Origin of the sequence: Duncaniella muris (assembly GCF_003024805.1) — a bacterium.
Taxonomy (GTDB): Bacteria; Bacteroidota; Bacteroidia; order Bacteroidales; family Muribaculaceae; genus Duncaniella; species Duncaniella muris.
The window spans coordinates 24,029-38,331 of the sequence record NZ_PUEC01000020.1; the positions used below are offsets into that span (position 1 = coordinate 24,029).

Below are 14,303 nucleotides of genomic sequence, written 5' to 3' on the forward strand. Positions count from 1 at the left end.
ATTTTAATAATAGATTGGGAAATTATTTGGAGAAATCCGGTCGTACCATTCTGTCAGTATATATGTGATACCTATTGTAATAATTCTCAATAGCCCCAGCGTATTGAGACATCAGTAATAAGGCATCGCTTGTAGATGGGATAGTCTCTTCATCTATAAGATCAAGGAAATCTGATGTCGCCTCATTTTTGAGAAATGTTTTAACTCTCTCTAATATCCGATTTAACATTCTAACTTTCATCAGGCTCAGGGAGTCTTTGGGCGACTTCTTAGACATATCGCGTAGCTCAACATAAGCAGATTTAAGCATAGCGAAGAGAAGATTATACTCATCCTTAATGTCTAAAGATGAAGCCGAAACTTTTTTAGGTTGTTTCATTTCTTTTTAGATTTGGTTATTTTCCACTCTCGTTCTAGGTCCCAGTTACCATGTGTAGTATTATTTAACCAGTACCGTTTGAACGCTTCAAGATAAAGTTCAAGAATTAGCAGTGCATCACTATTGGATGGTAGTTCATCCTCTGCAAAAGTGTCAAAATCACTATATGGCTTGACATCCTGAAGTAAGGAATTTGCTTGCTGCAAAAGTATGTTGATGCGCCGAATCTTAAAAAGATTAAGATGTTCATCCGGTTTTTTTGATGAGAGCACTTTAACTGTGTCTCGGACTGATGTGATTTTGGGCTTCAGTTCTTCGTAAATGTCAATTTCTTTTTGTGTAGGCATATTAAAAACAGTCTTGGTATAATGCTAAAACAAAAAGTACATCACTATTTGTTGGCAATGTGTCTGTATTGAATTGAGAGAAACCTTCTATTGGAGATCGTCCCAATTCTTTATTCGCTTCAGCCAATATTTTGTTTACGATATTCAGTTTGAATTCATTTACTGCGTCGTTCGGTTTCTTCTCCGAAAGGCGACGAAACTCAAATGTGAGTGTTGCTAAAGTTTTATCCATAGACATAATTATTGAGGGCATAAACGATGAAACTCTACCAGAAGTTTTTTTATTACTTCATAAGGTTTACGCTGTTTGTTTTCGTATAAATCTACCATCAATTGAAGTTCTTCATCAGTTATAATCAAGATACATTTTCTTTGGCCAGACCATAAATCTATCAGATGGCGTTTTATTTTTGATGATGGTCGATTTCGAGTTACAATCACGCCGAATTTACCAAAGTTCTCATTAAGATACCTATTGACCTGTGCAATATGTTCGCGTGAGATTTCCTTTACATTTTTGAGCTCAAAAACTAATTGATAAGATGAATACTTATCAAATATTTCTTTAAAAATCGGTTCCGAACAGTTATTGTAAAAAACGAGATCTCTAATCTGACATCCGCTCTCAGTTCGACTTTGTGTTTGGGCAAAATCTAACTGAGGATAAAGCAATGTTGCTAATAAGCGACATACTTTTTCCTCATAAATCTTATCAGATTTATCCTGATTTCCTGTGGATAGCTTTTTTATATCCGCAATGGTTCGTTTTGCGCTTGCTACAGGTATTTGCTTGAACAAAGGATCGCTCTTTAGCTCTTCTGCCGATGCTTCCTTTTGCTTGGTGTAACCTTCGACCTGCAGATAATTCAATCTATTATAGTCGATTATTTCTGGACGCGACAGTTTTATTTGGGGATTTGCAGATGGTAAGTACCTATTGAAGAAATCATCTGGATTCATCCAAGGCATTTGGCGCAGCCAGCGTTTTGGAATTAGCCAAATCGGGCAGTTCGTTTTAGGGTTTATAGGCAATTCTTTAGATAGCCTAATAAATTTTTTCTTTTGGGTACTAAATATTTCTGTTTCAACCATTGTCATTGGAATGCCATGACGAACACACTGGTCTTGAGTATAATCTACTAAAAAGCTAGATAACAAAGAACATGAGATGTCGCTAATTCTGTCTTTTGATATTCCCTCTACTAAAAGTTGTATCTCCTCAAAATGCGTAAAACCACATTCTTTTAGTTGAGGTATGTCTGTAAATAGATTAAGAATTTGGGTTGCTGATGTTTTCCCAATCCTTTTACCCATTTTGTTTGAAGATGTACCTAACCCAACTTCACTGCACTCTGATGCGGAAATAAGAATATCGGTAGCCTGAGCTTCTTTTCCTTGAGAATAAAGCGCTCCCAAATAATTGAAAGAATCAACCAAAGCTCCGTGAAGACTTGTATCAAGAGATATGTCGGATTTCCAAAGTAAGAACGGGTCCACATATAATGGAAGATCTTCATCTAGAAATGGAATGAAGAAATCGGTTCTCCCTTGATTAAGGAGAATTTTATGATAGTCATTTAAGCGGGGTCTTAAAATTAGATCTTCCATATTTCTTGATTATTCGATTTCGCCATGTAGAATGAAATTACGCAGGAGAGCGTCGAGTTTCATTCTTATTTTGGGCGGGGTTAATATTGCGCCTTCGCGCTGTTGGAAATAAGCTTTGGCAAGCACTGGGCTGACGGATGCTTTCAGCCGAGTGTATCGTCCAAACTCATCGATGTTGTTCTCATTGAGGCGAGCATTGGCCATCTCTTTCAGCAACTCGGCATCTAATCCGAAATTCTGAGCAAGAGTACGGATTTTGCCCTCCTGCGCCTTATTCATATAATCAATGATGTAGTCGTGGAATGACTTGCAGATGTTATATTTAAGATTGCCCGACTGAACATCTATTAGGAATTGATTGGCATAGCGTTGCTCTTCTTGCGATAGGAAGGCAAACGATTTATGCACTTCGTCAAGCAACTTCTGAAGTCTTTCCTCGTCTAAAACATCTTTGCGCAATTCCTTGAGATATTTCTCAAAGCGACTATTCATATAGTCATAGTCGATTGCTCCGGTCTCAATTTCTGTGAGATGGGTATCTATCTCATAAGGCAGATTCCCGGGAGAAGAACTACCAGAGCTATCTTCATACAATTCCCGATAACGGGCTTGAAGTGTCTGGAAATCTTCTTGAGTCAGTACAAGGGAAATTACATCACCATCTTCCGTCTCGTAATTTGATTTATCCCAAGAAAAACCTTGCAATCTTGCTGCGCTAATATGATCAGATAGAGCCTTGAACAACTTGGCGAATCGTCCTTTTTCGGCATCAATAGAAGGCAGGTGGCTAAAGTTCGCGATATCGGCTGATTCAAACAGCTCTTTTATCTCTATGAAAATGTCGTTTATTCGATGAAGATTGTGTGGTAGCCTGTCAACGAACACACCGAACGGTCTACCTCCGGAATACATCCTGATAGCATCATCTATGTTACGCTTCATTGAATGCACCTTTCGATAGTAACGTATCGTACCGAAGGGTTTCTCCCGCTTGTCCTGCGGACGATTGGTCCGGGATATTGCCTGAATCAAGTCATGAGCCTGTTCCGGCTTGTAATATTTATCGAGATATAGTGTATTTACCCATTTCGAGTCAAAGCCCGTAAGCATCTGGTTGACCACTATCAGAATGTCTATCTGCTGGCCCGGTTCAAGATGCTTATAAGCCTCTTTATGAGCAAGACGGTTAGACATATCCTTTTTCATGGCAGCATAGATAGCCACTTCATATTTTTTGCCAAATGTGGTATTGTATTCGCCAATTATCAATTTAAGCGCAGCCTCTTTATCAAAGCCGTTTCCACTTTCATCAATATTTGGGTCAAAAAGTGAAGTGACATTGAGTTGGGGAGCCTTTGCACGAAGTAGTTTGAAATACTCCACAGCTTCCTCTATGCGGCTTGTGGCAAGAATAGCATGGTACTTGCGATTGCGGCTTAATAGAGTAAATCTCTTTATGATGTTATCAACGACTTTCTCTCGATGCTCCGGTCGATCATACTGAGTGCGCGAAAGATAGTCTTCGATACCTTTGCTTAACTCTCCATTGGATTGCATCTCACCGGCCATCGGAACATCGTCCATGTATTTCAAATAAATCGTCTTCTTGTCATCATCACCTAGTGCTTCTTCCTCTGTATGTGCCTTTGCTTTTTCAAGAGCAACAGCTTTTCGCAAATCTATGTCATCATAAGTGGGACACATCACTGGATTAAATCCCAGCACATTGCCGTCCCTGATACCGTCGGGCATAACATATCGGTGCAGTTCGTCGCCGAATAGAGAGACAGTGGTGTTCATGTTCTTTTCATATTCCGGCATAATCGGTGTACCGGTAAATCCGAAGAACAGTGCCATCGGGAAAGTTTCTCTGATGGTTGGATACATCTCTCCGAAAACAGAGCGGTGTGCTTCGTCAACGATAAACACAATCTTCTTAGCCCGAATCTGCTCCAGCTCGTTTTTTCGCTGTTGCATATTCTCCTCATTGACACGGCTCATCTTCTGAATGGACGTGACAATAAGTTTATCCTTTGAATCGGAGCTTTTCAGTTTGGCGATTAGCTTGTTGGTGTTGCTGGTGTCCTGAACGGTATCTTCCTCGGCAAAGCCCGAATATTCTTTGTAGCTTTGGTCTCCGAGTTCAATGCGGTCAACGAGGAACACCACTTTTTCAGCGTCATCATTAGATTGGGCTATCAGCTGAGCACTCTTGAAACTGGTCAATGTCTTGCCGCTGCCTGTGGTATGCCATATATGTCCGCCAAGCTGGTCTGACACCTTCCAGTTATGTTGCTGAACCTTTTGAAATATGCTTCTTGCGGCGTAATACTGGTAACTGCGCATGACCTTCAATATGCCGTCGCCTTTGTCCGGGACAGTGTAATATCCTATGAGCTGATGTGCCATAGGAATAGACAACAGAGTCTCTGCAATATCGGGCCAATCATTTATCAATTCGTTATTGAAGTCTGCCCAATGAAAGAAGAAATCTGGATTGAATTTGCCATCTGGTCCGGGATTTGCAAAATACAGTGTCTCTTCCGGATTCATCGCGACAAATATCTGGACGAGAGAGAATATACCATCGAATACGCCCGTCCGCATATATCTTTCAATCTGGTTGCAAGCATTTCTGACTGGAACTCCTGAGCGTTTCAACTCCACATGGATTAACGGCATACCGTTTATGAGCAGCGTGAAATCGCCCCGTCGTTCGCCCAATATCTGGGAATTGGTTGTAAACTTAGGCTGACGGGCTATTTGATAAACCGTATCATTAGAACCGATTTTTTGCTTATCATATACGATAAGGCTGACAGTTTTACCATTATGTAGTGTATCATTGGCGTTATCGCGGATAATCGACACGCTTTTGCCATTGATAAATTCGCTATTCAGACGCAATGGTGTACGGAGGTCCATCACTTGCTGAAGAACCTGCTGCATCTCTCCATCAGTTAAAGGACAGCCATTCAGACAGTCTATGCCATTATTTATTTTTGAGAGTATCTGCCGCCAGTTCTCAATAAGATCTGCTTCCGTGGGGTACATCAATACGGGTTGTTGCCCCCAACCCTTACGGCGGAGAGCCTCAACCAATGCCACCTCAAATGGGGTCTCTTTATTAAATTTCTCTGCCATAACTTATACAAACATTTTATCGAGCATAGCTTGTTTCAAATTTCGCAACTTATCCAACTTTTGCTCGTTAAGCTGGATAAGTCGGTCATATCCTGATAAGATGTCTGAAATTGCTTTTTGCTCTTTCTCGGCTGGAACAAGCATTTTATATTCGAGCATCTTGTCAATTTTTAGCACTCTGTTACGTCCGGCACTTCCTGGAGATGCCAGTGTTAGATGCTTCCTAAATCGATTGTTAATTAAGGCATAGCGAAAGAATATCGGCACATTCTTCTCTTTAAATGAAAATTGTGGGAAACGATGGGACACTAATTTCCCCTCATCGGATGGTTCCGTTATGGCAACGGCTAACTCCCATCCGAAAGTAATGTTTACAATCAGATTGTTAGGACGTACTACACCCATCTGTGCAGTTTCAAGTTCTGCTCCTTTCGGTACGTAACTGTGAAATGTACCTTTGCCATGACTCCTTATGCCTAACCGGTCATAACCATCATGAGGGGTTTCTACAATTTCTTTATAAGGAGTAATGATTTCATCAAGACTTTTTTCTGTCCATGCTTCAGTAAATCCATCTAATCTAACACGAGGCTTAGTTTCTTCTCCTTGAGGTAAAAGAGATGTGAGCAATGCAGCTCTTAAGTTGCGTAATTTTTCACAAACATCCACTTGATGAGAAATCAGCGCATCAATATTTTTGAATGATTCCGTTATCTTAACCTGTTCATCTCTCTTCGGGAAAATTACATTCCCTAATATTGCCTCATCATCTCCGACATTGAGAGTATTCTTAGCTCCTTTGTGAACAAGTGGGCGAAGATAATCATTCAGACGTTTATCTTTATCAAAGAATGTCTGAATGAAATCAGGCTCAATATTGTCGTTTGGATGATATATAGCATAGAGCGCAGACACAATTCCAGGAACACCTTTGTTGGTTTTAATAATTCCGTATGGTTGATCTCTCAAGGGTGATTTGGTATATATAATGTCATTTGTTTCCGCAATACCATAGCCAGTTACGGAAGCACCGGCAAATGAACGTCCTTGGTATTCTATCTGGTTGATAACACCAAATTCACGAGATACAGACAACACATCTTCTTTACCAAACGTATTGTCTCGGTTTTTAGCTTTGGACGTTGTCAGATATTCGGACAAAGGCAATTTGTCCCAATCCCCTTCAAATCCGGCAAAACGTATTTCAGGAACTTTACTTGCCATGATTAAGGAGATTTTTAAATGATTCCAATGCCTTCATGTCAAAGTCGTTTCCCCGCAAAGAGACTACCATATCCGAAAGTTTTGATTCCGATTCAGATATTGATTTTTCTACATCATTGAGAGTAACAGCATATTTGACAACGAGAGCCTCAACCTTATCAATGAGGGAAGTGATGACGTTGGTGTGCTCTGCCTTAACCGCATCAACCACGGGCATAATCCATTTTAGGCGAAGAAGTTCGCGTATTTGCTCTTCCGTGAGTGACTCGATTGTAAATATCGTCTTTTCTTCAAGCTCTCGTAAAGCATCCTTTACTTCTGCCTTCAGCCTCTTTTGCTCATCTGCATTTTTGGTAAGAGTTACAACGTGAGCCTCTATGCTCCCTTCCGGAAAGTCTGGTAAATCAGTATATTTCCGCTTCTTATACTCTTTGAGCATGAGTTTGAGTTGGACTTTAACCTTTTTATTATCAAATGCATCTCCGTCTTCATTGAGGATTTCAGCATCATCTTCTCCTGTTTCTTCTAACAGGGCTGATACTTCACCAACGGTCTCTGCAAGTTGTTCCTGCAATTCATTGACTCTATCGAGATATTCGGGGAGAAGAGTCTTCTGTACAAGTTTAAAGGGCATGATGCGTCCTTTCCACCCTTTCTGGATCTCGTCCTCATCTTCGCCATTCTTGACCATGACCATGTTGGGTTCAATCTTTCTAAGGACTTCTCGCCCTTCTGTCTGGATGATTTCAATATCTGTTGCCGTCTGTTCCCAGCAATCGCTAAGTGCCTGAAATGCCGCATAGCGGTCGAGCAACGGAACGGAGGAAAGACGATTGAAAAGGTCCTCGCCGAGAATGTCAACCTCTTTGGCAACATTGAGTGTCATCATCCCATAAATGAGTTGGGCGATGAGATATTGTTCGTAATCGCCAAAAGCAGAATTATACGCTGCTTGGAATTTCTTTATATCATCATGATTCCGAATGGTGTCACCAACATTGTCTGACAGACATTCCACATATTCACCTTCAGGGAACAAAGTGGATTTCAAGGCAGGCATTACCTCCCAATAATCTTTGAGTAGTTCGATTTCAGTACGAGGCACACCGCCGAGAAGCGAAGAGTATAAATCCCATTTCTCAACAGCGTCAGAGGAATCGACATATTTGGGTATATTGAGGTCGTATTCGTTTTCGAGAATCTCTTTCAGGCTCACGAGACGTGCGAATTTATCAATGGAGGCAGGGCGGGTGGTTACGGCATCAAAAATTCGCTTAATATCAGAAGCTTGGAGTTTCTTTTTCTTACCATCCTTAGAAGCATATTTTGAGGCATCAATAAAAAGCACGTCTGTGTTATCACGATTGGCTTTCAGCACCATAACAATAGTGGCAATCGGAGTCCCGAAGAAAATATCAGCCGGGAGTCCAATTATTGCCTCAATTTTGTTCTGCTCAATTAGATTCCTTCGGATTTCGGCTTCATCACCGGGTCTGAACAGTACACCATGAGGCAACACGATAGCCATAATACCATCGGATTTTAGGTGGTAGAGATCGTGAAGCAGAAAAGCATAGTCTGCTTTCTTTTTCGGGGCTAATCCATAATCCTTATATCTGGGGTCGGAATCCTTATCGGATGGCCTATCCCATTCCTGAGAATAAGGCGGATTGCTGACCACGGCATCCATCGGACGGTATTCGTAAGAGGTTTCCTTGTCATCGTCCTCAAACATAGGCCAATCACTACCATGCTCCAGAGTGTCGCCGTTGCGGGTGATGATGTTGTTTGGTTTAATGCCGCGCATCACCAAGTTCATGCGCGTGAGGTTGTAGGTGTTGCGCTTCAACTCCTGTGCGTAATATTTGATATTGTCCGGACTGTCGTTGTGTTTCGCAACGGCACGTCCAATTGTAATGAGCAGGGAGCCGGAACCACTTGTTGGGTCATAAATCTCAATCTTCTCTCTGTCGCGCAGATGATGAGCCACAATCTCGGCCATGAGTACAGATACCTCGTGTGGAGTATAGAACTCTCCAGCTTTCTTACCGGCCGAAGCCGCGAAATTGCTGATGAGATATTCGTATATGTAACCAAGGACATCATATCCCTGATTGCCATCCATCGGAATGTCTTTAATAAGCTGTATCAGTTTGCTGATTGCCGAGGAACGGGTAGTATCGGAATCACCAAGATTTTTCAGCCCTGTCTCAAGAGTGTCGAAAATGCCGGAGAATACTTTCTTGTGTGTCGGATAAATCAGACGGTTGAAAGCAGACAAGGCTTCCGAAACATCCTTCACGCCAAAGTCATTTCCCTTATTCAGCCATGTGCTGAACAGATTCTTGTAGCCGATGAAATATCCACGATTCTTGCGGACATACTCCGTATATTCCGGGTCAATATCTTCTTCGAGTGACGGCATATCTTCGTCGCTCCAGCCTTCAGTGCGATAGAAATTTTCAATCTCAGTGCTCAGATAGCGATAGAAAATGAAGCCCAGAATATAGTCCTTATATTCGTTGGCCTCAATCTTCGAGCGCATCTTGTTGGCCGAAGCCCATATTTTAGAAGCGAGTTGCTGCTTATTCATGATTTAGTCTCTTCTGAAAGTTTGAAAAGAAGGATTGAAGGCGAAGATTGGTGAATTGTTAAGTATAAACCAGCGTTTGAAGTCCTCAGGTAAAAGCTTGGCTATTGTGGACAAATCTTCTTCTGAATATCCTAGTTCCGTTTTGTATAATTCTACCACATCATGAACCATATTACTCCTTTCGTAAGGGAGATTTATTGGTTCACGCTTGTTGTAACCTTTTTTTGAGAAAATGATTTGATAATTACGATATACCTTATCGTCTATCATTTGTAGGTCTCTCGCTCTTCTGATTAATGCTCGCATGGAGACCCCCCATTGTTGTTTGAGGGTTCCGAGTATAGGCAAGGTTAGTCGCTTTAACAGAGGTTTTATTTCTTTTTCAGGCATTAAAAACTCTGATGCAAATTCATTTGCTTCATCTTCTACATCTGCGGCTTCTGACGGGATGAAATAATAGTGCATTATAAGATGTCCTAATTCATGAGCCAGTGAAAAACGCATTCGGTCGTTTGGCATCCGAGTATTTAAGAAAATGACCTTCCGACCATTATCTGTAACAGAAGTAAGACCGTCCATTTTCTCCGTGCCGAAATCCATTTTCTGTACAATTATACCATGGTCTTCTAAAAGCACAGTTAAATTGGGTATAGCGCCACGGTGTATGCCTAATACATATTTGATTTGTCTTGCAATATCGGCAGGAGAATTTGTTTCAGTTGGTTGAATTCTAGGCCAATCAAAATCCGGCAATTCTATGGCTTCGAACATCTGGTCTATAGCCATTTTCTGTACTCGAATCTGTGCGTCGAGCGCATCTTGTAACTTAGCTGGAACAGAAACTTGCTTTCTGTAATACAGATGGCCTATCTGAGATTTATCAGTCTGCTGATGGAAGAATGATAAGGGTAAGTTATATACGTCGGGTAAGCGTAAAATGATTTCAGAGGGGAGAGGTTGGAGTCCTTTTTCCGCTTTGGATAATTTGCCCTGAGACACACCTAAGAGTTCTGCAGCTTCTTTCTGCGTAAACTGTCTTAAGTGGCGAGCCAATTCCAAAAATTGCGGATTCAAAATCTCACTCATATCTCATTATATTGCATCATTTTTCTTAATTTTGAGTTTCGGCTTAACGTGCTCGCCTTCGGTAGGAAGAATAGTAGAAGGAGTGTGCGAAATACCCCACCCATCTTCAGGTGTGATAGTAAAACTGTATTCTACGGCATTCCCACGAAGATATTGCACGAATATTCGTGCCACCTCTATTCCCAGAGGATCTGTTTCATAGGAAATGGTGATAACGTGTTTAGAGACGTTCTGCTCTCTAATATTTCTGCTTATCCCTGTTGGATTAGTCGGAGCATCTTTCTTTTTTAAGATGAATATGTAGTCTCCTTTCGTGAAGAATGACCTTTTATTGCCTGCTGAATCTGAGACGAATTCAAACCCTAATGGAGAAAGTTCGGATTCTAAGTAGTAGTATGTACAGTCATGCGTAATACCCGCCGTCGTGATGGACGTACATTTCCCCTTCAATTGAAGTGCATCACCAAACCCCTTTTGATGTGCAACAAAGATTCCCCTCTGGAATTCAGGAGAGATAATCTCGTCTTGAAAATCAGATGCTTCAAAAGGCGGCTTGAACTCGTCAAAGAGAGAATTCGATAAAATATCTGTTCTTACCATAGTTGAAACGGTGTTAATTATGACAACAAAGGTATGAAAAATATTCCTATTCACAAAACAAAATTGGCTAAAAATATTCTTGATCATTAGTCTGATGGAATCGAATTTTGCGTAATATTCAAAAGCACAGTATCATACAAGAATAAACGCCCCGGCAAGAGGGTGAAGCTTGTCGGGGCGTTGGGAGGGAGCAGGGATTAGTAGAGGCGGATGCAGGTTACATCGGCTTCTTTAACGATGGCTGGGTTGTCAGGTTTGTCCTTGGAGAAGGCGAAGGCGAGGTGCTGGATGCGGTGTGTTGTGCCGAGTTCTCTTAGGAACACGATGAGTTTGCCGAGCTCTTCGGTGAGCCAGTCTGTGTCGTTGGTCGAAGTGACTGCCACGAGTAGCATCACGTTGTCGGGGAGGTTGTAGAGTCCATCCGGCTCTGTGAGGATGGCGAGCGACAGGGCGAATATCGAGTCTTCCGAGATGAGGGTGGCACCGTTGGTGTAGTCCTGATAGCGTAGTTTGGCTACTGGAGTGCCGTAATTGTCGGTGAGATATTTCTCGATGTCGGCGAAGGCTGCTCTGAGGCGAGGGTCGCTTACGGATGCGATGCCGGTGGGCGGCTCTGCCTCAAGTGGGCTGTTGGCTGCCGAGGTCGCCTTGCGGCCAAAGATGGTTTTTACACGCGAGAGAAGTTGGTTGAGGTTGTTGGATGCTTTCATTTTCTGTTGGGTTTGGGATTTGTTTTTGAGTTGAGTTCGTTGATTTTTTCTTCGAGGCGGTGTTTCTGGTCGAGGGCGCGGGCGGTTTCCTGCACACGGTCTTCGTAGTCTTTCACCTCTTTTTCGATTTGCTTGACACGTTCAGGGTCGCGGAACCAGCTCTGAATGCTGTCAAGTCCTTCGGAGTTGACTCCTCCGTGCATCAGGATGTAGTGATACTTGATGTCGGAGATGCGGGCCTTTTCGATGCGAGCTTCCTGCCATATCGTAGTTGCGCCAAAGAAGATGAACGTGAATACCGCGATGAACATGGCGAGATAGACCTGCCATGATTCCGGGGCGATACGGATTGTCTTTTCAATCTTCTGCACCGGCGGATTGGCGGTGAAGTCATCAATTCTATTGGTGATTTCGGTCTTCAGGTCGTTGACTTCGGTTGTCAGATTACTTCCTATTTCGCTGACCGTCTGCGTCTGGGTTTCGATGGATGTCTGCATCTCATCGACTTTCTCGGTGACGGCTGACGTTATGGTTGTACCCATATTGTTCAGGTCGTCGGAGGTGGCGCAGTTGAGCTGCGACTCCTTGATTTCGGTACAGGTACCGCTGATGCTGCTGAGGTCATCAGCGATGTTCTGGAGATAGTTCTCCTGAGAATTTTCAAAATTTTCTTTCATGCTTTTTCGTTTTTGAAATTACAGACTTCTGCCTCTTTTTCTCTTTTGACGGCGTTTCATCTCGTTGATGAACGCTTCTTCTTCCGGATCGTAGGCAGGTCCGACTTGGAAGATGCCGCCGATTGCAGTGCCGATTCCTTCGGTAAGGTCGGCTCCGGCTTCAAGCACTTTGCTGATTGCACTCGGTTCCTGTTTCGACTGCTGTCGCATCGGTTTCGGTGCCGGCGATGCGGGTTGTGACTGTCGATTCTTGTTACGGTCGAGAGCCTTGCAGATATTGTCGTAGGAACATCTGCCGTCTCGGTCAACCTGCGAAGCCTTGAACTTCTGACCATCCTTGATGAAGGATAATCCATCGACTTCGGTAGTGCCGCGTCGGAATTTCTTCCTTACCGTGACACCTTTCTGAGCTAGTTCTCGCTGAAAAGTGATCCAGTCTTTTGCCGATTTCTTGGCGGCTTGAACGGCGAGATAAATCTCCTGACGGGTCTTTGCGCGACCTTTAAGACGGTCGACTTTCACCTTGTCTTTGTTCTCGCCGAAGGTCAGACCATACTTCTTTTTTAGCTCCTTGCAGATGGCATTACTGCGGTAATACTCGAAACTGTCGCTCACACATTTGCCATTATTGTCGACACGGTTATACACGATATGACAGTGCGGATGCTCCTTATCAAGGTGCCGGACGATAATGAACTGGGTATTCTTGATGCCCATTTTCTCCATATATTCCAGCGCGAGTTCCACCATTGCTGCATCTGAAAGCCGTGCCGAATCCTCCGGCGAATAGGATAGAGAAATGTGTCCACACCAGTGCTGGACGCGACTGTTGAGATGCCGCTGACACTCAAATCCGTCGACAATATCCTTTGGCGTATCGGTCAACAGACCCTCTGAGTGGAGCAGACGGGCCTCTTTGTTTTTCTCTTTCAGAGCGAGAGCATACTCCACGCAGCCCGAAAAACCGCTTCCTTTAGTGATGCTTCCAATCATGCGACAGTTTGGAATAAAGTGATTTTATCTCCTTGCTCAGCGAGTCGAGCGACCATTGCACGAGCTTGAATCCCGCTTCGTTGGCTTTCTTGGCAAGCTGATTGAGATTATTTGCCATGCTCCCGATCTGGCGCAGAAGTGCCATGTCTTCGGGTCTGGCAACCTGTATTACCTCGGCGTTGAGCAGGGCGCAACGCCAATAGTCGGATAACTTTCTGCCGGATTTACGACAGTTCTCCTGCACGGTCTGATACTGTTCTTCATTGAGCCGGACACTGACAACGTATGACTTGCCGGACATCTCGGTTGCTCCCGGAAGAGCCTTCTTTCTTTTTGTGAAAGTCATTGTCTTGGGATTTTGGAATTTGACATTGTGACCATCGGGAACGGACTCCAGCCGCCCGGTAACGGAGGATGCAAGGTCGGAAATGTTTACATTGCCACTACCTTGCTATCCTCCTATTCTTGACAGAATATCCGGATACCGGCGCTGCCGATGGCTTCGCCATTTTCACTGCCGAGGGGCAGTGGTCAGAACGATTTACTGATTAGAGTGAACCAGCCTTCATAGTTGGCAGCGTTGTTATCGAGATGCTCATTGATGATGTGCTCGATGAAGTTGCTGACGCTGTAACCGGGACCGCCAAAGAATCGGGCGATGCGTTCCACGCGGTCAAACGTGTCGTTGCTGATTGCAACCTGATGCTTGTTGTCCTTGCCGAGTTTAATCGGGGCAAAGAAAGCGGTGCGGTAATCTTCGAGTTCGCTCTTGCGCTGCTTGGCGGTGGGGCGGGTTGACTTGGGCTGAGCGGTTTCATTCTGTTCAGCGACCGGCTGAACTTCGGGGTTGGTAGGATTTTCCATAGTTTCAGAGAAAATTGAATTGTTAGACATACCAGTCATTTCGGATGACTGAGGATTTGAGATTTTTGATTGTGCCAT

At 43.3% G+C, this 14,303-nt stretch carries 14 protein-coding genes; all 14 read right to left on the reverse strand.

Going from position 1 to position 14,303, the window contains the following annotated elements:
* Positions 1-22: 22 nt before the first annotated feature.
* The 14 genes from C5O23_RS09295 to C5O23_RS09360 all read right to left on the reverse strand — a co-directional run bounded on the left by C5O23_RS09295 (position 23) and on the right by C5O23_RS09360 (position 14,303).
* Positions 23-379 carry a hypothetical protein gene (locus C5O23_RS09295; protein ID WP_107032670.1) on the reverse strand — a complete coding sequence of 119 codons (357 nt, stop codon included), beginning with the start codon at positions 377-379 and terminating at the stop codon, positions 23-25.
* On the reverse strand, positions 376-726 hold the full coding sequence (locus C5O23_RS09300) for a hypothetical protein (protein WP_107032671.1): 351 nt from the start codon (positions 724-726) through the stop codon (positions 376-378). The genes C5O23_RS09295 and C5O23_RS09300 overlap by 4 nt, the downstream gene beginning before the upstream one ends.
* Position 727: 1 nt before the next feature.
* Entirely contained in the window at positions 728-958 is a 231-nt protein-coding gene (locus C5O23_RS09305) for a hypothetical protein (RefSeq protein ID WP_133166539.1), read from the reverse strand.
* Between the two features lie 8 nt (positions 959-966).
* Positions 967-2,334 (reverse strand): hypothetical protein, encoded by a 1,368-nt coding sequence (locus tag C5O23_RS09310; RefSeq protein ID WP_107032673.1) that lies wholly within the window; start codon positions 2,332-2,334, stop codon positions 967-969.
* Positions 2,335-2,343: 9 nt separating this feature from the next.
* Complete coding sequence (locus C5O23_RS09315; protein ID WP_107032674.1) at positions 2,344-5,478, reverse strand: type I restriction endonuclease subunit R; 3,135 nt, start codon at positions 5,476-5,478, stop codon at positions 2,344-2,346.
* 3 nt (positions 5,479-5,481) lie between these two features.
* Positions 5,482-6,702, reverse strand: coding sequence for a restriction endonuclease subunit S (locus tag C5O23_RS09320; RefSeq protein WP_107032675.1), 1,221 nt, complete (start codon positions 6,700-6,702; stop codon positions 5,482-5,484).
* Entirely contained in the window at positions 6,692-9,295 is a 2,604-nt protein-coding gene (locus C5O23_RS09325) for a type I restriction-modification system subunit M (protein ID WP_107032676.1), read from the reverse strand. Before C5O23_RS09325 ends, C5O23_RS09320 begins: the two co-directional genes overlap by 11 nt.
* A gap of 3 nt (positions 9,296-9,298) precedes the next feature.
* On the reverse strand, positions 9,299-10,381 hold the full coding sequence (locus C5O23_RS09330; RefSeq protein ID WP_107032677.1) for an ImmA/IrrE family metallo-endopeptidase: 1,083 nt from the start codon (positions 10,379-10,381) through the stop codon (positions 9,299-9,301).
* 6 nt (positions 10,382-10,387) lie between these two features.
* Entirely contained in the window at positions 10,388-10,981 is a 594-nt protein-coding gene (locus tag C5O23_RS09335) for a hypothetical protein (protein ID WP_133166540.1), read from the reverse strand.
* A gap of 197 nt (positions 10,982-11,178) precedes the next feature.
* Positions 11,179-11,691, reverse strand: coding sequence for a hypothetical protein (locus C5O23_RS09340; protein ID WP_107032679.1), 513 nt, complete (start codon positions 11,689-11,691; stop codon positions 11,179-11,181).
* Positions 11,688-12,368: a hypothetical protein gene (locus C5O23_RS09345; RefSeq protein ID WP_107032680.1), complete on the reverse strand. Its 681-nt coding sequence runs from the start codon at positions 12,366-12,368 to the stop codon at positions 11,688-11,690. Before C5O23_RS09345 ends, C5O23_RS09340 begins: the two co-directional genes overlap by 4 nt.
* An 18-nt stretch (positions 12,369-12,386) precedes the next feature.
* On the reverse strand, positions 12,387-13,361 hold the full coding sequence (locus C5O23_RS09350) for a relaxase/mobilization nuclease domain-containing protein (protein WP_107032681.1): 975 nt from the start codon (positions 13,359-13,361) through the stop codon (positions 12,387-12,389).
* Positions 13,342-13,707 (reverse strand): plasmid mobilization protein, encoded by a 366-nt coding sequence (locus C5O23_RS09355; RefSeq protein WP_107032682.1) that lies wholly within the window; start codon positions 13,705-13,707, stop codon positions 13,342-13,344. Before C5O23_RS09355 ends, C5O23_RS09350 begins: the two co-directional genes overlap by 20 nt.
* 185 nt (positions 13,708-13,892) lie before the next feature.
* Entirely contained in the window at positions 13,893-14,303 is a 411-nt protein-coding gene (locus C5O23_RS09360; RefSeq protein WP_107032683.1) for a DUF3408 domain-containing protein, read from the reverse strand.

Bases quoted from the DNA above. Each gene is read 5' to 3' on its own strand.
- C5O23_RS09295 (WP_107032670.1), bottom strand. From the start codon at position 379: ATGAAACAACCTAAAAAAGTTTCGGCTTCATCTTTAGACATTAAGGAT.
- C5O23_RS09300 (WP_107032671.1), bottom strand. From the start codon at position 726: ATGCCTACACAAAAAGAAATTGACATTTACGAAGAACTGAAGCCCAAA.
- C5O23_RS09305 (WP_133166539.1), bottom strand. From the start codon at position 958: ATGGATAAAACTTTAGCAACACTCACATTTGAGTTTCGTCGCCTTTCG.
- C5O23_RS09310 (WP_107032673.1), bottom strand. From the start codon at position 2,334: ATGGAAGATCTAATTTTAAGACCCCGCTTAAATGACTATCATAAAATT.
- C5O23_RS09315 (WP_107032674.1), bottom strand. From the start codon at position 5,478: ATGGCAGAGAAATTTAATAAAGAGACCCCATTTGAGGTGGCATTGGTT.
- C5O23_RS09320 (WP_107032675.1), bottom strand. From the start codon at position 6,702: ATGGCAAGTAAAGTTCCTGAAATACGTTTTGCCGGATTTGAAGGGGAT.
- C5O23_RS09325 (WP_107032676.1), bottom strand. From the start codon at position 9,295: ATGAATAAGCAGCAACTCGCTTCTAAAATATGGGCTTCGGCCAACAAG.
- C5O23_RS09330 (WP_107032677.1), bottom strand. From the start codon at position 10,381: ATGAGTGAGATTTTGAATCCGCAATTTTTGGAATTGGCTCGCCACTTA.
- C5O23_RS09335 (WP_133166540.1), bottom strand. From the start codon at position 10,981: ATGGTAAGAACAGATATTTTATCGAATTCTCTCTTTGACGAGTTCAAG.
- C5O23_RS09340 (WP_107032679.1), bottom strand. From the start codon at position 11,691: ATGAAAGCATCCAACAACCTCAACCAACTTCTCTCGCGTGTAAAAACC.
- C5O23_RS09345 (WP_107032680.1), bottom strand. From the start codon at position 12,368: ATGAAAGAAAATTTTGAAAATTCTCAGGAGAACTATCTCCAGAACATC.
- C5O23_RS09350 (WP_107032681.1), bottom strand. From the start codon at position 13,361: ATGATTGGAAGCATCACTAAAGGAAGCGGTTTTTCGGGCTGCGTGGAG.
- C5O23_RS09355 (WP_107032682.1), bottom strand. From the start codon at position 13,707: ATGACTTTCACAAAAAGAAAGAAGGCTCTTCCGGGAGCAACCGAGATG.
- C5O23_RS09360 (WP_107032683.1), bottom strand. From the start codon at position 14,303: ATGGCACAATCAAAAATCTCAAATCCTCAGTCATCCGAAATGACTGGT.